Genomic DNA, 23,354 nt, shown 5'->3' on the forward strand with positions numbered 1-23,354 from the left:
TTTTTTGCTAGATTTGCTTTTCAAATTCAATCATGGGATGATCGAGGTGGATTCATGAAGAAGTTAGGGTTTGTAATGGTGTTGATAGTCTTCTTGCTGGCGTTTCCGAAGAGCGGCGAGGCCAGTTCTTCAAGTGCGGCCATATTTCTTGACGGGGAACCATTGAATTTGTCTTCGGGCGTCCAGGTAGCCAACATGAAGGGCAATGTAATGATTCCGATACGCGTGGTATCCGAGAATCTCGGTTTCAAGGTAGGCTGGGAGAAGGCCAGCCAAACCGTAACGGTTGAAAATAGCGAGAAGACGGTCCGCATGGTGGTCGGCAGCCAGCAGGCAGAGCTGAACGGGGCACAGGTAGATTTGAATTTGGCGCCTGTCTTGAACGGGCCTACCACGCTTGTGCCGCTCCGGTTTGTGAGCGAGCAGATGGGGCTTGACGTGAAATGGGATAACCAATCGAAGGCTGTGTACCTTACAAGCGGCGCGCTGCCTACCACCGGAGCCGAGATTGATCCAGGTGAAGGAAGCAATCCGGGCAGTCAGACGCCCCCGCCTGCGGAATCTGGAAATAAGGGTTCATTGACGGGGCTCAGCTTTAGCGATAACCGTCTCATGATTGCAACGGAAGGCGCCGTGACGCCGAAAGTGTTCAGCATGACGGGGCCTGACCGGATTGTTATCGACCTTCCGGACACCGTCTACTCTGCTTCCTTCCTGAGCGGACATGCCGTGAACGCGCAGAATGGCGGCAATATGGAAGCTGCGGATTATTCCGACGTTACGAATATTAGATATGCCGTGTTCAGCGACAACCCGCCAACCGTGCGGATCGTATTGGATTTGACTGGACCTAAGAATTATGCGGTGACCCAGGAATCGGGCATCATCATCGTTGATCTGAACGCAGAGGGCGAAATTCTCGTACCGCCGGTGCCGCCGGTTACCGGGAATGGCAAGAAAACGGTTGTTATTGATCCCGGTCACGGTGGTATCAAGCCGGGGTCGATCAGCCTTACGGGAAAAACGGAGAAATCTTTTAATTTGGATATTTCCCTTAAGGTTGAAGCACTGCTCAAAAATGAAAAGAATATCAATGTAGTGATGACTCGCAGCGATGATTCACATCTTGAGCTCAGCGATCGCGTGAAAATCGCAAATAATTTAAAAGCAGATATTTTCGTGTCCATTCATGGAAACAGCAACGCGTCCAGCAGTCCCAGCGGTACGGAAACGTATTATACGAGAGATTCCAGCAAGTCATTGGCGGATGTGATCCATAAACATCTTGCAAAAGCGACAGGTCTCAAAGATCGTGGAGTTAAATACGGTAGCCTTCATGTTACGAGGGAAACGACGATGCCGGCTGTCCTGCTCGAGATTGGCTTTTTGAGCAACAAGGGTGACGAAGCCCAGTTGTTTAAAGACGATTTCCAAAATCGTGTTGCACAAGGTATTGTAGAGGGTATTAAAGAATATCTTAAAGTACAATAATGTGTACAAGATTTGATGTAACTTAGAGGGGGACACAAGCCATGAACAAAAAATATTGGATGACCGGATTGCTGGCGCTTCTGCTTGCATTTAGTGCCGGCTGTGGACAGAAGCCGACTGCAGCCCCCGCCGAGACGGGTCCGGATACAGAAGCAGGACAAGTACAGACGCCGCAGGACGAACCGGGCGATGACAAGGCGGCGGATGATCAGAAGCAAGGCGAAGCCGAAGCGACTACCGTGAACGCGAGCGAAGGAACAAGCACGCCGCCGGAGAAAACAGCCGCTGGAAGTACAGGTACGCCAGAGGATACGAAGGACGTGAACGCTGCGGAGGATCAAGCGAAGAAAGCGAATATTAAACTCTATTATACGGACCCGGAGATCATGGATTTGAAAGAAGCCAGCAAAGAGATCACGTACTCGGGCGAAGAGGATAAATATAAGAAGGCTTTTGAAGGTCTTCAAAAGAGCGGAGATGCCGAGTTGAATCCATTATGGTCGGATAAAATCACGCTCAAGTCACTTAAGTTCGATAACGGAGCATTAACGCTGGATATCACCAAGCCGGCAGAGGCGAATCTTGGAGCTGGAGGGGAAATGTTTGCGATTGACGCATTGCAAAAAACATTCTTCCAGTTCGAGGAAGTGCAGTCCTTAGAATTGCTTGTAGACGGTAATCAGATTGAGAGTTTAATGGGGCATGTTGAGCTGGAGCATCCTATGACTCGGAAATAGAGCAAAAGAACTACTTTTAAATTTCATATGAAGGACTAAACACCTATTTCGTTTGTCGAAATAGGTGTTTTTTTGGTAAATAGGGAACAATTTCGCAACTTTCAGTGAGTCTAAGCGTCTATAGGTTGTCAGGTAATGTCGGACAGGCCGAGTGCAGAAACGCCAATCTATGGCAAAATAATAGGATGGTAGGGGTGAAGGATGAAGAAGTTCGGTTTTTTAATGTTTCTGGTTGTCATCATGATTGCGTTTCCTAAAATGGCGGATGCGAGTTCGTACAGCGCAAGGATTTACCTGGATGGTCAACAAATCAATCTGTCATCTGGCGTGAAGGTGGAGAACAACAACGGTACCGTCATGGTCCCGATCCGTGTCATTTCCGAAAATCTCGGTTTTAACGTGAATTGGAACAAGGCAGCAAAGACGGTAACGGTTGAAGACGCCTGGCAGAAAGTGACGATGGTGATCGGAAGTCAGTATGCCGACATAAACGGCCAGCGTGTTCTAATGACGAAGGCGCCTGTTCTTCGAGGCGGAACGACCCTCGTTCCGATTCGCTTTGTAAGTGAGCAGATGGGCCTTCAAGTAAGATGGGATAACACGCAGAAGGCAGTCTATCTTACCTCGTCTTACGATGGCAGTAACCCTGGCGAAGAACCCGGCGTCGCTACGTCGACCGTGGACGGTCTCAGCTTCAGCGAAAACAGGCTGATGGTCGCCGTTACGGGCAATGCGAAGCCGAAGGTGTCGAAGCTCAGCAGTCCGGACCGTATCGTCATTGATATGGCGAACACGAATTTCTCCGAGACGTTCAGCAGCAACGCCGATTTCGATGACGTGACGAAGAGCGGCCAGATGACGGTGTCGGGTTACCCGGACGTCAAAGCCGTCCGTTACTCCCTGTATAACAGCAACCCGATGACCGTGCGGATCGTCATTGATCTGAACTATGCCAAGAACTACACCGTATCAGGCCTTGAGAACGGATCGGGCCTGTTCATTGTGGATCTGAACACGACCTCTAACCCTGCGCCGGAACCCGGTACGGGCGGAAAGAAACTCGTGGTCATTGATGCGGGTCATGGAGATCATGATCCGGGAGCAATCGGGGTAACGAAGAAGAGGGAGAAGGATTTCAACCTCGCGATGGCGCTGAAAGTTGAGAAGTTGTTGGCCAAAGAAAAAAATATCGAAGTCGTTTTGACTCGCAGTAACGATACTTTCCTCGAGCTGAAGGATCGCGCGAAGATTGCGAATGATCTGAAGGCTGATGTTTTCATATCGATACATGCTAATAGCGGCCCTTCCACTGCAAGCGGAACCGAAACGTATTATTACAATGAATCTGACAAGGCGCTGGCGAATGCCCTTCATAAAGAGATTGTGAAGGCTATGGGCTTAAAAGACCGCGGCGTGAGATACGGCAATTTCCATGTCATTCGCGAGACCAAGATGCCTGGCGCCCTGCTGGAAGTCGGGTTCCTGAGCAACAAGACCGATGAGAGCAAGCTGTTTGATCCGGCAACGCAGGATCGGGTAGCCGAGGCAATTGTCAGAGGCATCAAAAATTATTTGAAGGTTGATTAACGATACGACAGTGATCGTGATTGCAGGAGGTGGCTATTTTGAATAAAAAAATTTGGGCAGTCGGACTATTGGCAGCCGTTATGCTGATTGGTGCCGGTTGCGGGCAGAAACCCGGAGCAGCACCGGACGATACGCCGGGGCAAGAGACACCTGCACCTGATGATCAGACAGGACAGAGCAATGGGGGAACATCGAACGGATCCGGTGGCACGTCAACAGGGAACGGCGGCAATGAAGCGACAGCGCCGGAAGCCAAAACGGAGAGCATCAAAGCCTATTATACGGACCCGGATTTGATGGAGCTGGTTGAAGGCTCAGCAGAGATTTCGTATAAGGATGATCAGGAAAAATACGAAGCTGCATATCAAGCATTGCAAAAGAGCGATAAGGCCGATATGGTTCCCCTGTGGGAGAAAATCGGGCTGAATTCGTTAAAGTTCGAAAACGGCGCTCTGACGCTCGACGTGACGGTCCCTGACGAAGCCAACTTGGGTGCAGGCGGCGAGTCGTTTGCCGTCGATGCCATCAAGAAAACGTTCTTCCAGTTTGACGAAGTAAAATCACTTCAAATTCTGGTCGATGGTCAGCAGACCGAATCGTTGATGGGGCATGTCGATTTGGAAAATCCAATGACTCGGTAATGATGGTTGAAGGAGATCACGATCTGCTGTCGAATATTAGTATATGATGAAGCAGTAGTAATTGAGAGGGGAAAGAAAATGGTACTTAGACACAGCAAACATGTTCATTCCAAAAAAGTGGTCTCCGCCGTCATGGCCGGACTTATAGCATTCGGAGGCGGAGCTTCGATCGTCTCGGCAGATGAAGAAGCAGCAAATGCGACAACGGCAAATGCACCCCAAACGGCCATTAACGTATTCAGCGACGTGAATGCCGGTTATTGGGGAGAAAAGTACATTTATCAATTAGCAGCACAGGGGATCGTGACCGGGAATAACGGAAAGTTTCGTCCGAACGATCCTGTAACGCAGCAGGAAGCTGTAACGATGGCGATCCGGTTCTTAAGCATGCAGGATCAATTAAGCAGCGGCGCTGCGACATTACCGACAAATGTTAAAGTGAACGATTATTTTACGAAGTATGTTGAACTGGCTTTTCAGCAAAACCTGCTCGACAAGCAAAAAGAATCCGGATACACGGACGAGAAAGTCATTTGGGGCGCGCAGAAAGCATCCCGGGAATGGATAACCGAAGTGCTTGTCCGTTCCATTGGACGTACCGCGGAGGCCAATGCCGCCAAAAATAAAGCGACAGGCTTTGCGGACAACGCCAAGATATCCCCGGAACGTTTGGGATACGTTAATGTGGCGGTTGAGCTGGGCCTTGCCAAAGGCGTGAACGGAAACAAATTCGATCCGCAAGGGGCGGTTACCCGTGCCCAGCTTGCAACGTTCTTCAGCCGGGCTCAAGCGTACATTACCACGAATTACGAGAACCAATACAAAGGCTCCATCGCTTCGATTGAGAACGGCAAACTGGAGCTGTATGCCGACGGCAAGCTGAATTCATTCAAGCTGGATTCTTCCACAGCTTATTTTGCGTCCGATTCGGAGAAAAGATTGCAGTTTTCGGACATCAATCCATACACGCAAGCGGTGGTCGTCGCGAATAACGGAACGGCTGCTTACGTGGAAATTACGGATCCAACCCAGCAGGTGGAGCGGTTTGACCGCACGTATGCCCGTTTGTCTCCGAACAACGTGATTTGGCTTGATACAGGCAGTACATTTGAAGAGCTGAGTTACGAGCCAAGCACGGTTTTCCTCGACCAGAACGGCATCCAAATCGATCCGAAGACGCTTGCTGCGGGCAGCTTGCTTACCATTGAGCGCGAAACCTACAGCCCGCAGAAGAAAATCGTGTCGATCCGCGTGAAGAGCGGCTTGGTGAACAAGACCGGAGCGGGCGTCGTCCAAAACGTGGATACGGCGAACAAAAGAGTAACCCTTAAGGACAGCACCGGTTATGAGGACACGTACACGTGGGATGATGCTACCGTCATTCGCTATCAGAATCAAATTCTGTCTCCGGCGGAGCTGAAGAATGGTTATACCGTGAATTTCACGGTAAAAAACAGCATTCTTCAATCGGTGGAAGTCACGCAAAGCGTCGACCGTACGGTACAGGCGATGCTGTATTCAGTTGAAGAAAACGGAAAAACCATCACGTATAAGCGCAGCGGAAGCACGCAGCTCGAAACGAAGTTTCTGGCGGAGAAGCCGGAAATTATTATGAGTGGCGTGGCGAAGCCCGTCTTGTCCGATTTGCTCGCGGACGCCGTATCCGGCGATCAAGTGACGCTGACCATCAATGGCGAGGAAAAAATCACGAAGATCGAAGTAACGGGCCGTCAAATGGAACAGCTGGATGCCGTCACTATTGTCAATTACGATGCGAAGACGCACTGGCTGACCGTCAAGGATGTTAACAATCAGCCTCGCGTCATCATCCTGGATGATAAGACGAAGCTGGAATCGAGCAACGGAACAACGCTGGATAAAGTGGAGCCGCTGCTTGGAGCAGGACGCAAGGTCAGCGTATCGCTCATTGGTACCCGAGCACTTTCACTGGAAGTGGTTTATAAAGTTGAAGGTAAAATCAACAGCATTAACACAGCCAAGAAAGTGATATCGATTGTGGCCGCCAACGGAAAAGTAGAGGAAATTCCATACAACAGCACGCTGCTTGTAGAAATCTTCGGCAAATCGAACGCTTCCCTGGCGGATGTGCGTGTCGGCGACGAGGTTTCGGCGCAGCTGTCGACCAACCAGGACTACTTGCAGAGCCTGAAGCTTAAGACATCCGCGCAGTTCGAGGTCGTATTCACCGAACCGACGAAAAACCGCATTCGAGTGAAAGCGAATGGCGCTACAAGCGATATTTATACGGACAAAGCAACATTGACCGGCGATAGCGGACAAGCGATCCTGCTTGCAGACCTGCGTCCCGGAACTCTCGTTAATATTACGCTTCAAGGCTTAACGGCTGTTTCGGTTGCCGAAGTCAAATTGACGCTTGGCGAAGTCACCAGCTTGGATGCTTCGGGCAATGTATTGACCGTGAAAGATCATTCGGGCAACAGCCAGACCCTAGGCGTAAGCGGCGGCGTCAAGGTCGTCAAGAATGGTTCGACGGCTTCGAACTTAAGCACGTTGACGCAGGGAGATCGCGTTGAGATTCGAAAAGACATTCAAGGCGTAACGATCATCCAAGTGCTGGAGAAGATCGAGCGTGCGTTCTGGCAGGCGAACAACACCGAAATTCAAGTGAAACGCAAATCGATTAACGATAATTACCGATTTACGTTATCCGATAAAGTATTTGTTCATCAAGGTGACACTACTTTGTCCGTGCAATCCCTTAAGGAAAATGATAATATTGTACTGTACTTAAACAACGGTGTCGTTGTTGAGATCGTAAAACAGTAAATTATCGACCTGGGATTGCTCGAGAAACACCGTCTTGATGCGGGGATTTCCGCATCAAGATTTTTTTTTGCAGGAGGGAAATCATATGAATGCGGCAACGGTACGGCATATTTTGGACACGATGGAGAGCATGTTTCCGGATGCACATTGCGAACTGAATCACAGCAATGCGTTTGAGCTGACCATCGCCGTGCTGCTGTCTGCCCAGTGCACGGATGAAACGGTTAATAAAGTAACAAAGGATCTGTTTCAGAAATACAAAACGCCTTTGGATTACGTATCGGTACCGATCGAGGAGCTTGAGCAGGATATCAGACGGATCGGGTTATACCGGAACAAGGCCAAGCATATTCAGAACTTGTGCAGGATTCTGATCGAACAGTATGGCGGGGAAGTACCGGAAGCTCATGACGAGCTCGTCAAATTACCCGGGGTTGGACGCAAGACGGCCAATGTCGTCGTTTCCAACGCCTTTGGCGTGCCTGCCATTGCGGTGGATACGCATGTGGAGCGGGTATCCAAACGGCTCGGACTGGCTGCTTGGAAAGATTCCGTGCTGGAAGTGGAGAAAAAGCTGATGAAGCGGGTGCCGCGTGAAGAATGGACGATGACGCATCATCGGATCATTTTTTTCGGAAGGTACCACTGTAAAGCTCAAAATCCGCAATGCCCGGTATGCCCGCTGCTGGATGTTTGCCGCGAAGGAAAGAAACGTATGAAAACCTTAGCAGTCAGGAAGAATAAGGAACAACCGTAACACCAGCAAGAAACAGACAAAAAAAGAAACGGTTCATCTGATTCGGGAGAACACCGGACTTTGACAGCCGGCGAATGGGCATCATTGCAAGCAAGCCAGCGCGCTTGCCTTTGTCTCCGGATTTCTATTTCGGCCGCACGGGCGAATGGAAATCTGGAAACAATTGTGACCGAATTGAAATGCCGGATATTCGCAAGGTGAAAAAGGAATGCACCCCGGATCAGCAGGAGCTAAATTTAAAAGAGGATGGGATTACACATGAAATGCATCTCTGTTTACACCGACAATTTTGAATTGTTCTCGGATATTTTTGAACATGTGGTGGAGAGCCAGAGCCAACTGAGCGAGAATGAAGAGCAGGAAGTGGAAGGCGTGACGTTCAGCCACTCCGGGGATGCTCCCGAGCATTATTTGGAGCGCATGTCTCAGAAGCCGGAAGTGGTTGTGATGCGCGATAAGTCTCGCGGTTTAACCATTTTGCAGCACGGAAACGTGTTCGAAATTTTGATTCCGGCCGAAGAGAACACCGTCGTATCTTAAGTTCTTCAAATTTGATGTTTTAAAAAATGAGATGTTGAACCCATGGCAGGCAAGGAAGCGATTCTTCCTTGACCTGCCATTTTGCATAGAGCGGGGCAAACGGCGAACATGAAATGATTCCTTTACGGCGCAAGCGGTGATAAAATAAAATGATGTGAACAGATGGTGTCAGAGATGAGAGATCAATGGACAGGAGCGAGAAATGACATTGAAGTTGATGACAGATGAAATCGGATACAGCATGACGGAATTAAATAGAGTCCGGGACCGTTTTTTGGACTGGAATGACGAGTCTTCCTCCGCATTGACCGAGGATTTGATACGCAAGGGTACTGGCGGCGAGCTGACGCTTGCCTTCTGCGGTCATTTTTCAGCTGGGAAGTCAAGCATGATCAATGCGCTTTGCGGCAAAAAGGTGCTGCCCTCGGGTCCGGTACCGACGAGTGCCAATGTGGTCACGATTCGAAGCGGGGAGCCCCGGGCATTAATTCACCGGACTGTCGCGGACCATGGGGAGCCGATCAAGGTAACGATCGACGAACTCGCGGAATACTGCAAGGAGGGCCGGGAGTATTCCGCGATTGAAGTGTGGGATGACGTGCCGCTGCTTGGCGCGGACGGAGTGTTGATGGATACCCCCGGCGTCGATTCGACCGACGACGGGCATCGGCTTGCCACCCATTCCGCACTGCATATGGCGGACATCGTGTTTTACGTCATGGATTACAATCATGTGCAGTCGGAGAGCAATCTGATGTTTGCCAAGAGCCTGTCGGATTGGGGGAAGCCGCTGTATTTGATCGTGAATCAGATCGACAAGCATCGTGATGACGAGCTGACGCTGTCTTCTTACCTGAACGACGTCAAGAAGGCGTTCGCCCAGTGGAAGATCACGTACAAAGGGTTGTTATGCACCTCGCTTAAAGTACAGGACCATCCCTATAATCAATGGGAGACGCTGAAGTCTTTGATCGCCGAACTGATATCCCGGAAGGAGCCGCTGCTGCGCCATAGCGTTTCCTGCTCCATTCGTCATGCTGCGGATCAGCATGTGGAAGCCTATACCCGCAGTCATCAGGAGGAGAAGGAACGGCTGCTGGAGGAAATGGGCGGCGAGGAGGCTGCAGCGGCGCTGCAAGCACGCTTGCATGAGCTGGAAGAACAAAAAAGAACCGTAGCGGGGCTGCCGGAATCGATTCGCGCAGAACTCCGAAAGGAAGCCGATAAGCTGCTGGCCAATGCCAATCTAACGCCGGCGGATGTTCGGGATTTAAGCCTGTCCTTCCTGGAGAGCCGAAAATCCGGCTTTAAGGTCGGGTTCCTCTTCTCGGGCGGCAAGACGGAGGAAGAGCGCCGTCGCCGTCTAGAGGCCTTCCATCATCGTTTGGAGGAACAGACCTCTTCGCAGGTTGACTGGCATCTGCGTTCGCTGTTCCGCAATAGCGTCGAGCAGCATGCGGAATGGAATGCCGAATGGGAACGTTTGATGGACGACGAACTTCCGGGCGTGCGGGAAGATATGATTACGCGAACCGTGAATCCGGAAGCAACGGTGTCGGGCGAATATGTATTGAACTATAACCGGGAGCTGGCCGAGGAAATCAAGGGGAGCTACCGCATGGCCGTGTTGGTGCTTGCCGATCGGCTGAAGGCGGCATTGACGGACGCTGCGGCCGTCCGTCTGCAGGAGCTGGAGCGCCAGGGCGCCGAGCTCCGGGCGCAATCCGCGGCTTCCGCCAGCTACGCAGCCCTGCAGCAGGCGGAAGCCGCCCGCGCGGCCGAGCTGGCAGAGCTGCTCCCGCCGCGCACCTCCCTCACCCCCGGCCTTCTGCCGGAGGTGAGGGAGCCGGAGGGGCAGCCTGCGCATGCGGCTGCCCAGGGCAGCGCCCCGGCGGCGCAGCCGGGGCAAGGGCGCACGGCGCCCCGGGCCGCCGCTGCGCAGGCGGCGGCACCGCAGCGGCGCCAGCGGCTTGAGGCCGCGGCAGCCGAGCTGCGCGCAGCGGCGGCCCTGCTGGCGCCGCACCCCGCGCTGGCGTCGGCCGCGCGGGATCTGACCGCCCGCGCGGATGCGCTTGCGGGCGGCTCGTTCACTCTGGCGCTGTTCGGAGCGTTCAGCGCCGGAAAGTCCTCCTTCGCCAATGCGCTGCTGGGCGAGTCGGTCCTGCCGGTATCGCCGCATCCGACAACGGCGGCGGTGAACCGCATATTGGCACCGGCCGAAGGAAGATCTCATGGTACCGCAGACGTGCGTATGAAGAGCCGCGATATGTGGTGGGACGATTTGAAGTATTCCTTCGGCGTGCTGGGTCTCCAAGAACCGAATCCGGCCAATTGGCGGAGCGTGGCCGACGGTTTGAATCCGGCCGGAATTCACCCGGCGGGACTGCCGCATTACGGATTCCTGAAGGCCGCCGCCTCCGGCTGGGATGAGATGGAGTCCAGGCTCGGCACCACGGAAACGGTAGAACTGGCCGAATATCGGGGATACGTGGCGGACGAAACCAAATCCTGTTTTGTCGACGGGATCGATCTGTATTACAGCTGTCCGATGACGGAGCAAGGGATCGTGCTGGTGGATACGCCGGGAGCGGATTCCCTGCATGCCCGGCACACCGGCGTCACCTTCAACTATATTAAGAATGCGGATGCCATTGTTTACGTAACGTATTACAACCATGCCTTCTCCAAAGCGGACCGGCAATTCCTGTCCCAGCTGGGCCGGGTCAAAGACAGCTTTGCCCTGGATAAAATGTTCTTTATCGTCAATGCGGCTGATCTAGCTCAGTCCGAAGACGAGCTGAATGAGGTGGTGAAGCATGTGCGCACCAATCTTACAGCCAGCGGCGTAGGCAGCCCGCATATCTTCCCCGTCTCCAGTCTGGCTGCGCTGGACAGTAAACGGCAAGGGGACGAGGAGAAATTGCAGTCATCGGGATTCCCTGTTTTCGAAGAAGCGCTGGGCCGATTTGCGGTGGAAGAGCTGCCAAGGCTGTCCCAGCGTGCCGGTTATGATGAGATCGCTTCTGTAAGGGACCGTATCCGGGGGTGGGCTGAAATGGCCGCTCAGGATGAGACCACGCGCAAGCGGAAAATCGGGGAGCTGGAAGAGGTGCAAAACCAAGCCATGGCCCGCCTTAACGCTTTGGCGGAGCAGGAAATGGCCCGCGACATCGGTCAAGAAAGCAGCGAGCTGCTGTTTCACGTGCGGCAGCGGCTGGATTATGCCATGAACCGCTTTTTCCAGGAGTCGTTTAATCCTTCCGTGCTTCGGGAGGATGCAGGCCATTTGAAATCGGCATTTGCGGCTTGCGGGCGTGATTTGATGCGGACGATGTCCGTAGAGCTGGATCAGGAATTATGGGCCACCACGCTTCGTTTGGAGACGGCCGGTCGCAAATTAACCGAAGCTGCGGCATTTAAGGCCGCAGCCGATATCAACGGCATGGCCGAGGGTCTGTCACTGGCCATACGCCGGGATCCGGACTGGGCACCGCCGGAGCTGGAAGAAACGGAGCTGCAAATCCAAGGGGAATGGTTAACCTTCTGGTCGACCTTTAAGAATCCCAAACATTTCTTTGAGGGCGGCGGAAGTTCCAAGCTGCGCGAAGCGGCTGAGCCGAAAGTGAAGGAAGCCGTGGCGGGTGTGGTCGGCCTGCGGGAAGAGCAGCTGACGGACCACTATGTTCGAATGAGCGAACGTTCACTGCAGCATCATGTATCCGCTTTGGAGGAACAGCTGAAGGAATCCATGGCTGCCATACTGGGTTCGCTGCAGGACGGCCAGTCTCCGTTGATGTGGCGTCAACTGGCGGATGATTTGGAAACCATGATGAAGTCAGCGCAGTAAAGACGGAACATTCCCGTCAGCATGAAGCAAGAGTTGCAATAGAATAGCAGCATGAGTGCAGACTTCCGGTAAGGCCCGTTCCCTTTTTACCGGATGAATGAACGCCAATCACATGTTGAACCATCGAAAGACGTCCCATATGCCATCCGTGGCGGGGCGTCTTTCGTCCTATTATTATCGATGGACCGCTCTTCTGATGAAAGCGGCACAGGACGATATGGCATATTTTTATCCGCTGCAGCGAACGTGAATAGGATGAAACCAGCTTAGGATATTACCCTTTTTCAAGCATGTTCAAAAAAGTCGAAAATAGCGGATAAAGCCTAACGGTTGAAGGGACTGACAATGTGATTATATCCCCTAGTAATGATGAGAATTCCCGATGATTTCATCATGAAACAATGATAAGTTATACTATTTGCCCCCTTTAGGTCCTTTTGGCTCATTTATGACGGTTTTCTCTCTTTGCCGCGGGTTCGGGTCGATGATAAACTTCATAAATGCTACATAACCTGAACGTAAAAAATCCAAAGGAGGATAAACATGAATGTTCTTAGGCAACTGCAGGGCTTCTTTTGGGAGAAACGAAGTTATCTTTTTCTTTCCATTCTGTGTCTGGCGATTGCAACCGCTTTAGGTCTTGTCTATCCGCAGCTGTTAAAAGTGCTGATTGACGATGCAATCAAGCTGGAGAATTACGGCATCGTACCACAGCTGGCACTCACCGTGCTGGGCGTGGTCATCCTTAAAGCTTTCATGCAGTTTTTGCATGGATTCTTTGGAGGGAGGCTGGGGAATTACCTGGCTTACTCGTTGCGAAACGCCTGCTATGAAAAGTTGCAATTTCTATCGTTCCGCTATTACGACACGGCTCGGACAGGGGATTTGATGTCGCGGCTGACGGGGGATTTGGAAGCAATCCGGATGTTTATCGGCTTCGGTTTTGCCCAACTCCTCAACCTCGTACTGATGGTGACTTTCGGTTCCATCATGATGTTCACCATCAGCTGGAAATTGACGCTGGTTACTTTGGTAGCGATGCCATTTCTGGTGTTCGCAGCTCTGAAATTCGAGTCCAAGATCCATCCGGCGTTCCAGGAGATGCGCCTGGCGCTCAGTTCGCTGACTACCGCGGTGCAGGAGAATATTACGGGTGTTCGTACCGTTAAATCCTTTGCTCGCGAGCCTCACGAAGTGGAGAAATTCTCCGAACGGAATGAGCGTTACAAAACCAATCAGATATTCGCCTCTTCCCTGTGGGCCCGTTATTTCCCGATGATGGAGCTCTTTGCGAATGTCAGCGTCGTCATTTTGCTTGCCGTCGGGGGCGCCATGGTTATCCAAGGTTCGATGACGGTAGGGGAACTGGCAGCATTCTTCACTTTAATTTGGTACATAATCGGACCTCTTTGGGGGATCGGGTTCCACATTAACAACTATACGCAGTCGAAGGCTTCGGGTGAACGGGTGCTGGAGCTGTTGAATCAGCCCATTGATGTCGAAGACCGTGAGCGTGCGGTAGATTTGGTGCCAAGCCAGGTGAAGGGTCATGTCGTGTTCGACAATGTCACCTTTGCTTACGGCAACAAGATGGCTGCTGTCAAAGATATCAATCTGGATGCTCGTCCCGGCTCCGTGATCGGTTTGCTGGGGGGAACAGGTTCGGGGAAGTCAACCATTATCCAGCTCTTGATGCATGCCTATAACGTGAATCAGGGCAGCATCAAATTAGACGGCGTGAACATCAACGATATTAAGGTACGGAGTCTGCGCAGCCAGATTGCAACGGTCTTCCAAGAGACCTTCCTGTTCTCGTCCAGCATCCGCAACAATATTTCTTACGGGATGAAGGACGTTAGCATGGATGAAATCATTCGGGTAGCCAAGCTGGCCAAGGCTCATGACTTCATTATGGAAATGAAGGATGGCTACGATACCATTGTCGGTGAACGGGGGATGGGTCTTTCCGGCGGACAGAAGCAGCGGATCGCGATTGCCCGTGCCCTTCTGAAGGACCCGAAAATCCTGATCCTGGATGATGCCACCAGCGCAGTGGACATGGAAACAGAGCATGAAATCCAATCCGGTTTCCAAGAAGTCATGAACGGCAGAACGACCTTTATTATCGCTCACCGTATTTCCTCCTTGCGTCATGCGGATGAAATTCTCGTTCTGGATGAAGGTAGAGTCGTGCAGCGCGGCAAGCATAACGATTTGATTGCGGTGCCGGGACCTTACCAGGATGTGTACAAAATACAATATGCGGACCTGATTGCGAAGCAAGCTCAAGCAGGAGGTACGCCAGGGCAGGTGCAAGCATGAACGCCAATGTAAATACTGAACCGCATCAGAAGCAAAAGATTCCGAGGCCGCGGAAGCCTTCGGAAGAAACCAATGAACGTTTTGTATACAAGGACGACGATGTCATCGAGAAGCCGTTTAACTGGACGCAGCTGACGCGTCTGATCTCGTATATGAAACCATATGCCAAACAGATCCTCCCGTTGATCGGCCTCATGATGATTATCGGCACGATTACGAAGCTTGCCATTCCGTTCCTGACGAGCTTGGCTATTGACCAGGCCATTGACCCGAAGGAAGGAAATCCGAGCCTGACCCTGCTGTATCAGATTACGATCGCCGTTCTGGCGATGTATATCATTCAATGGGTAGCCGGGATATTCCGGATCAAGTTTACGAATATCATCGGTCAGCGGGTTATCTATGACCTGCGCGCCGATTTGTTCCAGCATATACAGCGCCTATCCTTTAATTTCTTTGACAAGCGTCCGGCGGGATCCGTGCTGGTTCGCGTTACGAACGATGTCAACTCCCTGCAGGATTTGTTTACGAACGGGGTTGTCAATCTGATCATCGACTGCGTGCAGCTGGTCGGTATCGTTGTCATCCTGCTGTTGATTAACTGGAAGCTTGGCCTGGCCGTGATCGTGACGGTACCGATCATGTTCTTTATCTCTACGAAACTCCGTGTGCGCATCCGGCGCGCATGGCAGGAAGTGCGGATCCGGAATTCGCGGATTAACTCCCACTTGAACGAATCCATTCAGGGGATCCGGGTTACGCAGGCCTACACGCAGGAAGAAGAGAACATGAAATTCTTCGATAACATGAACCTGGACAGCAAAAAGTCCTGGGATAGGGCGTCGGCCATGAACCAAGGGTTTGGGCCTCTTATCGAGATTACCGGGGGTTTCGGTTCCCTGATCTTGTTCTGGCTTGGTGCCGTATTGATTCAGCAAGGCGAGCTCACGATCGGTCTGTTGATTGCCTTTACCCAATATGTCGGGAACTTCTGGGAGCCGATCAACCGGCTTGGCCAAATGTATAACCAATTGCTAGTCGCAATGGCTTCATCCGAACGCATATTTGAGTTCATTGACGAGAAGCCGAGCATTGATGATCAGCCTGGCGCGAAGAAATTGCCGACCATTAAAGGGGACATCAAGCTGGAGAATGTGGTGTTTGAATACGAAAAAGGACGCCAGGCTCTCAAAGGCATCAATCTGGACGTGAAGGCAGGCCAGTCGATTGCGCTGGTGGGGCATACCGGATCAGGCAAGAGTACCATCATTAATCTGCTCAGCCGTTTTTATGATATTACGGACGGCAAATTAACCATCGACGGGTACGATATCCAATCGGTCACGGTGGAAAGCCTGCGAAATCAGATCGGCATCGTGCTGCAGGATACCTTCATATTCTCGGGTACGATTCGGGATAATATCCGCTTTGGCCGCCTGGATGCGACCAATGAGGAGATTGAAGACGTGGCCAAGGCTGTGGGCGCCCATGAGTTTATAGTCCAGATGCCGGGCGGCTACGATACCGAGGTCGAGGAACGCGGTAACATGCTGTCCATGGGGCAGCGGCAGCTGCTATCCTTTGCGAGGGCGCTCCTTGCGGATCCGCGCATTTTGATTCTGGATGAAGCAACGGCAAGTATCGATACCGAGACGGAATTAAAAATCCAGAGTGCCCTTAAAGTGCTGCTTCAGGGACGTACCTCCTTCATCGTGGCGCACCGTTTGTCAACGATCCGTCATGCCGATCATATCGTCGTGCTGGATCACGGGAAGATCATCGAAGAAGGAAATCACGACCAGCTTATGCAGAAGCAGGGGACATATCATGGGCTGATCGAAGCACAATACCGATTTTTGTAAAAACGGCTTAACAAAGGTTTAACAAAACGGACACAAATGTAAAAAAAATGTCGCTTGATACTTGCAATCTTCTTCATAAACTTACAAAATAGAAGTAGAGTTTACTCAGAATTCATAGAAGAAGGGAAGCATGAGGGTATAATGAGCATCGAAAGCGTAATTTCTGCGCCTGCACTGCTGATTCGAAACTTTGAGAAGAATGATTTGGAAGCTGTCACATCCTTGATGCGAGAACTGAATTATCCGACCACGCTCAACGTCATGCGTGAACGGATGGAGTCCATGAACGACAACCCGTTATACGGCAACCTGGTTGCCGAGGTTGATGGAGACGTCGTCGGCATGATCATGCTTCGTCAAGTCAAATCCTTCACTATGACCGAACCGGTCACTCAAATTACTTCGGTTATTGTAACCTCAAGCTACCGCGGCCAAGGAATTGGCAAACGACTGATTCGCGGTGCAGAGACATGGGGAAGACAGCATGGTAGCCACCTCTTGTTTCTCACAAGCGGCAACCGGGAAGAACTTGCTCCCGCACATGCATTTTATGAACATATTGGATTTGAAAAGGCTGGTTACCAGTTCAGCAAAAAGCTGTAGCCTGGGCCTTTTCATTAACCCACCCCGTTTTCGGGGTGGGTTTTTTCTTGTTTTGACCTAGATTCTATGGAAGTTTAGAAGATTTTACCCGCTTATCAAAGATACAAGGAAGTCATTCGTTCAGGACCGGTATTGGTTTCTGGGGCCCTGAGCATAAAGTAGGAATTCAAAGGACTCCTTTCCAACAATTGTAGGATTGCCGAAGGTATCAAATGTGTTACAATGTGTTCGTACCTGATTACAAAAATGTAACCAATGCCTGACCGTCCCACACCCTTCAAGTTCAACATCTTAGAACGGCGGTCAAGCAAACTCTACAACTATGAGCATAGGAGATGAGTATTCATGAACAACCATTGGATAAAGAAGATCGCAGGCGGCAGCATCGCGGCTGTATTGGCGGTCGGCATCATGCTGCCGACAACGGCTTCGGCTGCACCTGCTGATAGCAATAATTATGTAAACTGGCAACAAAAGATCCAGAAATTCCTGGAGAGCCAAGGCTTGGAGTCGCAGTTTAAATGGGTGGTCGTCCAACAACCGCAAACGGAAAAGCCTCAGGCGGATAAGCCGGCTGAGACACCTCAAACAAGCAAGCCTGAGACCAGCAAACCGGAAGCAAGCAAACCAGAAGCAAGCAAGCCAGAAGCAAGCAAGCCATCTACGACTCCGTCCCAGCCTTCCGAATCTGCGGGCACAACGGAGCAATCGAATTTTGCTTCCGAAGTTGTCAACTTGGTGAACCAAGAGCGTTCGAAAGCTGGCCTGAAGCCGCTCACGGTGCATGCCAAGCTGACAACGGTAGCACTGGACAAAGCGAAGGACATGAGCAATAACAATTATTTCAGCCACACTTCGCCAACGCACGGCTCTCCATTCGACATGATGAAGGCTTACGGCATTTCTTACGGCTATGCCGGCGAGAATATCGCTAAAGGACAGCGCACGCCGCAGGAAGTCATGAACTCCTGGATGAACAGCCAAGGTCACCGCGAAAATATCCTGTCTCCTAATTTCACCATGATCGGTGTGGGATATTACAACGGATACTGGGTTCAAGAATTCATCAGCCAATAAGCACGGATCTTGTTTCACATGATAGGGCTGCCCCGGGCGCGCAGAAAACTGCGTCCGGGGCAGTCTTCTTTGCGTGTTTTGATTTGCAAATTTTTTATAGAAGTCTTAAGGTAATGTACATGAGGATTTTTTGTAGGGGGAATGTCATGAAGTCATCTGCATGGATATGGCGTATCACGGCCTCCGTGTCGATTATCGTAACGATTGTGCTTATATTCGGTTTCGTGTATGCGTTTAAGGATATTAATGATCCTCAAGGGCAGCCTTTGCTCACCGGCGGCGAATTCGCCGCGCCAGGCCAAGAGACTGCGCCGCCGAAGCCGGAACGGGCTCCGGAAGCGGTTCTGCCCAATGATCTGAAAGTGACGGCGATCGGAGACTCGCTTGCCAAGGGAACGGGGGACAGTAGCGGGGGCGGTTTTGTCCGCCGAAGCGTCGAACAATTGAACGGCGATGGACGAACGGCCAGCCTGCTGGCCAATCTGGCGATAAACGGAATGACCACCGAGGGACTTCTCCCTAAGCTGGACGACAAGGGAATACAGTATGCCTTGAAGGAAGCCAACGTCATTATGCTGTCTATCGGAGGCAATGATATCTTTCAAGGAAGCGGGCTGATGGAGGGGGCGGCGGATGCCGGCGAGCTGGAGCTCGATCCAGCCATGCTGATGGGCGCATTGCCGCAGGCCTCCGAACGCTTGCAGACGATTCTTGAGAAGATTCGGGACATTAATCCGGATGCCCGAATTGTTTATATCGGCTTGTATCATCCCTTTTCCGATTTGGAAGAATTGCTGATACCCGGCAATGTCGTGGTCTCAGCATGGAATCATGCGGTCATGGAGCTTGTAAACCGCGATCCCAATATGACGCTTGTCCCGACATTCGATCTGTTTCAGCATAAGCTCGGCGAGTATCTGTCCACGGACCATTTTCATCCGAACGGGGCAGGATATCAGGCCATCGCGGATCGAATTGTAGAAGGTATGCTGTAGCATGAAGAGGATGTCAGGTGGGGAGATGGAAATCGATGAATGAACAAGCGCAGGAAATCGTACTATCCGTCCAGCATGTAAAAAAGAAAATCGGTCGAAAATGGATTATACAAGATGTGTCGTTCGATGTGCGCGCGGGCGAAATATTCGGGTTCCTGGGGCCGAACGGGGCAGGAAAAACAACCACGATCCGAATGCTTGTGGATTTGATCAAGCCGTCATCCGGCAGGATCGAGGTCTGCGGTTACGATGTGAACCGCCAGCAGGAGCAGGCGCTGCGCTATATTGGATCCATCGTGGAGAATCCGGAGATGTATTCGTATTTGACCGGATGGGAAAATCTAGAGCATTTTGCGAGAATGCAGCCCGGCATTGACGATCAGCGGATACAGGAAGTTGTGGATACGGTCAGGCTTGATCGAAGAATCCATGACAAGGTAAGCACTTATTCACTTGGCATGCGGCAGCGTTTGGGGATCGCCCAGGCCTTGCTCGGCAGGCCGAGGCTGCTCATTCTGGACGAGCCGACGAACGGTCTTGACCCGAAGGGAATCAAAGAAATGCGGCAGTTCATCCATCAGTTGGCCGAGGAGGGCTTGGCCGTATTTGTTTCCAGCCATCTGCTGAGCGAAATCCAGCTGTTATGTGATCGGGTAGCCATCATCAGCAGCGGAAGGGTGCTTGCGGTCGGCGAGGTCGATGAATTGATTGCCGGCAGCAGCGATCATGTCATCTGGGATCTGAATCCCGCCGTGCAGGGCAAACGAATTCTGCAGAAGCTGGATTATTGCGAGATCGTGGACCGCCCGGAGGATGTGCTTGACGATAATGTACTGGCAGGCATGTCACCGGATGCCGTTGTGACCCGTATGCATGCAGCACATACATCAAGGGCTGTGGAAAGGCTGGTTGGCGCTGGCGTGCAGGTCCGGGAGGTTCATCGGATCAATCCTACGCTGGAGCAGCTGTTCCTGCAGATGACGGAGGGTGAGAGCATTGAGTAATCTGTTGCCCCTGATCAAGAACGAATGCATCAAAATTATCAAGCGTAAGCGGTTTTATGTGGTTCTTCTGGTTCTCCTCGTCCTAGTGCCCATGTTTACATACGCCCAAATGAAGTCCGCAGAACGTAGCCGGGAGAAGTTTAACAGCGACTGGCGGCTTGAGCTTCAGCAGCGGATCACGGATAATGAGAATTCGCTTAGCAGCGACAGGGTGCCGGATGAATGGAAACGATATCGGCAAATCTTTATTCAGCAGATGCAGTATTATTTGCAGCATGATGTGAATCCTAATCAACCAAACGGGGTAACGTTCACGCGGGAATTTCTGAACAATGCAATATCCTTGTTTATCCCGCTGCTCATCATGGCCATTGCTTCGGATATCGTTTCCGGAGAGCGGACGACCGGCACCATTAAGATGCTCCTGACAAGGCCGGTAAAGCGTTGGAAAGTGCTGCTGAGCAAACTGGTTGCCTTGATCATGTTCACGTCGCTCATTGTCGTTTCCACCTTTGTCATCGCTTACCTGATCTCGGGTCTCGCTTTCGGCTACAAGGGGTTTGACATCCCGGTATTCACGGGTTTCCAAATTGTCGGATCCGACGTGGATATGTCCGGCGTTCATGCGGTGCCCCAGTGGAAGTATTTGCTGATGCAGGGCGGTTTGGTCTGGTTTGTCGGCGTATGCGTCGGTATGCTGGCTTTTATGGTATCCGTCCTGGTTCGAAGCACGGCGGCCAGCATCGTCATTATGATGGCGGCATTGATCGCCGGAAATATTCTGACGAATATGGCGTCAGCATGGAGCAGCGCCAAATATTTGTTCATGGTAAACCTGAATTTGACCAGTTATTTAGCGGGCAATTTGCCGCCGATCGAGGGCATGACCTTGAATTTTTCCCTTGCCGTATTAGCCATTTGGGCGATTTGTGCGGTTATTGTTGCATTCAGTGTCTTTACGAGAAGGGATATCTTGAATTAAAATGGACAAAGCATGAAACATTTGTTTGCATTTTTTAGAGAACCGCGTTCTTCTAAAATATTGGAATGTAGAAATAGAAAACACGAGATACGTGAAATTGAAGGAGGAGCATGAATGGTCGAACAGATCGATATGTTTGCAGAGTCATCAAAGAACGGCGGTACTAACCGTTCAGGATACGATGCTGACGACATTCAAGTGCTCGAAGGCCTTGTTGCGGTACGCAAACGGCCAGGCATGTACATAGGGAGCACAAGCTCGTCGGGTCTGCATCATCTGGTATGGGAAATTGTGGACAACGCCGTAGACGAGCATTTGGCCAAGTACTGCTCGAGAATTGAAATTACTTTGCATAAAGACGGATCCGCGACGGTATACGATAACGGACGCGGCATTCCGACGGGGATGCACAAGACCGGCATTCCCACGCCGCAGGTGGTCTTCACGATTTTGCATGCCGGCGGCAAATTCGGCGGTTCCGGATACAAGAAGTCCGGCGGCCTTCACGGCGTTGGCGCATCCGTAACCAATGCGTTGTCCGAGTGGCTGGAAGTGGAGATTTACCGCGAAGGTAAAATTCACCGCCAACGCTTCGAATACTGGCAGGACAAAAAAGGAAAAGAGCATGTCGGAGAACCGGTAACCGGCCTTGAGGTTCTGGGCAATACGAACAAAACAGGGACGAAAATCACGTTTAAACCGGACGCGCGCGTGTTTACCTCGGGAACGCATCTGAACTACGACACGCTTGCAGAGCGCTTACAGGAGATTGCCTTCCTGAATTCAGGACTCCGGATCGTTTTGAAAGATGAGCGGAGCGGGAATGGGGAAGAATTTTTTTATGAAGGCGGCGCAAGCCAGTTCGTGCAGTTCTTGAATGAAGGCAAGGACGTGCTGCACGATGTGATCCATTTTTATGCCGAGAAGGATGACATCGAAGTCGAAATCGCCCTTCAATATAATGCAGGATATACCGAAACGCTGGCCTCGTTCGTTAACTCCATCCCGACGCGCGGGGGCGGTACGCATGAGACGGGCTTCAAGACGGCGTATACGCGCGTCATGAACGATTATGCAAGGAAGAACAATCTTCTGAAGGAAAAGGACAAGAATCTGGAGGGGAATGACCTCCGGGAAGGCATGATGACCGTGATCAGCGTCAAGATGGCTGAGGTCGAGTTCGTGGGCCAGACGAAGGACCAGCTGGGAAGCGCCTCTGCGCGGAGCGCGGTGGACAGCATCGTTACCGAGAAGATGCAAATTTTCCTAGAGGAAAATCCGCAGGTTGCCCAAACGCTGCTGAAGAAGGCCATTCAGGCCTCCAAAGCGCGCGAAGCGGCCCGGAAGGCAAGGGATGAGATGCGCAGCGGCAAGAAGCGCAGCGAGAGTTCCAATCTCGGCGGCAAGCTGACGCCGGCTCAGTCCAAGGATTTCTCCCGAACCGAATTGTTCATTGTCGAAGGGGACTCCGCTGGCGGCTCGGCAAAGCAGGGGCGGGATTCTAAGATCCAGGCGATCCTGCCGCTTAAAGGGAAGCCGATGAACCCGGAAAAATCCAAGCTGGCCGACATCCTGAAGAATGATGAATACCGTGCGATCGTATCCGCGATCGGCGCGGGGATCGGCACGGAGTTTACCGCCGGGGACAGCAATTATTCGAAAATCATCATCATGACCGATGCGGATACGGATGGAGCCCACATTCAGGTGCTGCTGCTCACGTTCTTCTACAGATACATGAAGCCATTGATTGATGAAGGCCGCGTCTATCTTGCGCAGCCTCCGCTGTATAAAATCGCCAGTAAATCCGGCAAGCTGGAAACCGTGCGGTATGCCTGGACGGATGAACAGCTGGCTAATTATTTGAAGGAATTCAAAAATTTTGAGCTGCAGCGCTACAAGGGACTGGGCGAGATGAACCCGGAGCAGTTATGGGAAACGACGATGAACCCGGAAACACGGACCTTGCTGCAGGTTCAAATCGAAGATGCCGCCAAAGCGGAGCGGCGCGTGTCTACGCTGATGGGAGATAAGGTAGATCCCCGCAAGCGGTGGATCGTTGAAAATGTCAACTTCGCGGAGTTTGAGGAATAGAAGGTGA

18 protein-coding genes are annotated in these 23,354 nt (G+C 51.7%); all 18 read left to right on the plus strand.

The window, feature by feature from the left end:
* Positions 1 to 54 precede the first annotated feature (54 nt).
* Complete coding sequence (locus M1D70_RS11670; RefSeq protein WP_456289906.1) at positions 55 to 1,491, plus strand: N-acetylmuramoyl-L-alanine amidase; 1,437 nt, start codon at positions 55 to 57, stop codon at positions 1,489 to 1,491.
* A gap of 41 nt (positions 1,492 to 1,532) precedes the next feature.
* Positions 1,533 to 2,228, plus strand: a complete 696-nt coding sequence (locus tag M1D70_RS11675) for a GerMN domain-containing protein (RefSeq protein WP_456289907.1) — start codon at positions 1,533 to 1,535, stop codon at positions 2,226 to 2,228.
* Positions 2,229 to 2,429: 201 nt separating this feature from the next.
* Positions 2,430 to 3,815, plus strand: a complete 1,386-nt coding sequence (locus M1D70_RS11680; RefSeq protein ID WP_096773317.1) for an N-acetylmuramoyl-L-alanine amidase family protein — start codon at positions 2,430 to 2,432, stop codon at positions 3,813 to 3,815.
* A gap of 38 nt (positions 3,816 to 3,853) precedes the next feature.
* Entirely contained in the window at positions 3,854 to 4,456 is a 603-nt protein-coding gene (locus tag M1D70_RS11685) for a GerMN domain-containing protein (protein ID WP_009595167.1), read from the plus strand.
* Between the two features lie 78 nt (positions 4,457 to 4,534).
* Positions 4,535 to 7,264, plus strand: a complete 2,730-nt coding sequence (locus tag M1D70_RS11690; protein ID WP_456289908.1) for an S-layer homology domain-containing protein — start codon at positions 4,535 to 4,537, stop codon at positions 7,262 to 7,264.
* An 85-nt stretch (positions 7,265 to 7,349) separates the two neighbouring features.
* Positions 7,350 to 8,021, plus strand: a complete 672-nt coding sequence (nth, locus tag M1D70_RS11695; protein WP_009595169.1) for an endonuclease III — start codon at positions 7,350 to 7,352, stop codon at positions 8,019 to 8,021.
* A gap of 74 nt (positions 8,022 to 8,095) precedes the next feature.
* A complete protein-coding gene (locus M1D70_RS11700) occupies positions 8,096 to 8,314 on the plus strand; it encodes a hypothetical protein (RefSeq protein ID WP_456289909.1) in 219 nt (72 codons plus the stop codon).
* Positions 8,280 to 8,561, plus strand: a complete 282-nt coding sequence (locus tag M1D70_RS11705; RefSeq protein ID WP_006209564.1) for a hypothetical protein — start codon at positions 8,280 to 8,282, stop codon at positions 8,559 to 8,561. Before M1D70_RS11700 ends, M1D70_RS11705 begins: the two co-directional genes overlap by 35 nt.
* A 202-nt stretch (positions 8,562 to 8,763) precedes the next feature.
* Complete coding sequence (locus M1D70_RS11710; RefSeq protein ID WP_456289910.1) at positions 8,764 to 12,408, plus strand: dynamin family protein; 3,645 nt, start codon at positions 8,764 to 8,766, stop codon at positions 12,406 to 12,408.
* Between the two features lie 112 nt (positions 12,409 to 12,520).
* On the plus strand, positions 12,521 to 12,658 hold the full coding sequence (locus tag M1D70_RS11715) for a hypothetical protein (protein WP_456289911.1): 138 nt from the start codon (positions 12,521 to 12,523) through the stop codon (positions 12,656 to 12,658).
* 293 nt (positions 12,659 to 12,951) lie between these two features.
* The gene (locus tag M1D70_RS11720) at positions 12,952 to 14,730 is read left to right on the plus strand and encodes an ABC transporter ATP-binding protein (protein ID WP_015734598.1); all 1,779 of its coding nucleotides are present in this window, start codon (positions 12,952 to 12,954) and stop codon (positions 14,728 to 14,730) included.
* A complete protein-coding gene (locus M1D70_RS11725; RefSeq protein WP_456289912.1) occupies positions 14,727 to 16,592 on the plus strand; it encodes an ABC transporter ATP-binding protein in 1,866 nt (621 codons plus the stop codon). The genes M1D70_RS11720 and M1D70_RS11725 overlap by 4 nt, the downstream gene beginning before the upstream one ends.
* Before the next feature lie 141 nt (positions 16,593 to 16,733).
* Entirely contained in the window at positions 16,734 to 17,195 is a 462-nt protein-coding gene (locus tag M1D70_RS11730) for a GNAT family N-acetyltransferase (protein WP_009591358.1), read from the plus strand.
* 345 nt (positions 17,196 to 17,540) lie between these two features.
* Positions 17,541 to 18,272, plus strand: coding sequence for a CAP domain-containing protein (locus M1D70_RS11735; protein WP_456289914.1), 732 nt, complete (start codon positions 17,541 to 17,543; stop codon positions 18,270 to 18,272).
* 146 nt (positions 18,273 to 18,418) lie between these two features.
* Positions 18,419 to 19,267 (plus strand): GDSL-type esterase/lipase family protein, encoded by an 849-nt coding sequence (locus tag M1D70_RS11740; protein WP_456289915.1) that lies wholly within the window; start codon positions 18,419 to 18,421, stop codon positions 19,265 to 19,267.
* A gap of 35 nt (positions 19,268 to 19,302) precedes the next feature.
* Positions 19,303 to 20,271: an ABC transporter ATP-binding protein gene (locus M1D70_RS11745; protein WP_036671850.1), complete on the plus strand. Its 969-nt coding sequence runs from the start codon at positions 19,303 to 19,305 to the stop codon at positions 20,269 to 20,271.
* Complete coding sequence (locus tag M1D70_RS11750; protein ID WP_015734603.1) at positions 20,264 to 21,253, plus strand: ABC transporter permease; 990 nt, start codon at positions 20,264 to 20,266, stop codon at positions 21,251 to 21,253. The genes M1D70_RS11745 and M1D70_RS11750 overlap by 8 nt, the downstream gene beginning before the upstream one ends.
* A 114-nt stretch (positions 21,254 to 21,367) precedes the next feature.
* Positions 21,368 to 23,347, plus strand: coding sequence for a DNA topoisomerase IV subunit B (gene parE, locus M1D70_RS11755; protein ID WP_009591364.1), 1,980 nt, complete (start codon positions 21,368 to 21,370; stop codon positions 23,345 to 23,347).
* Positions 23,348 to 23,354 lie beyond the last annotated feature (7 nt).

Source organism: Paenibacillus sp. AK002 (assembly GCF_053903045.1).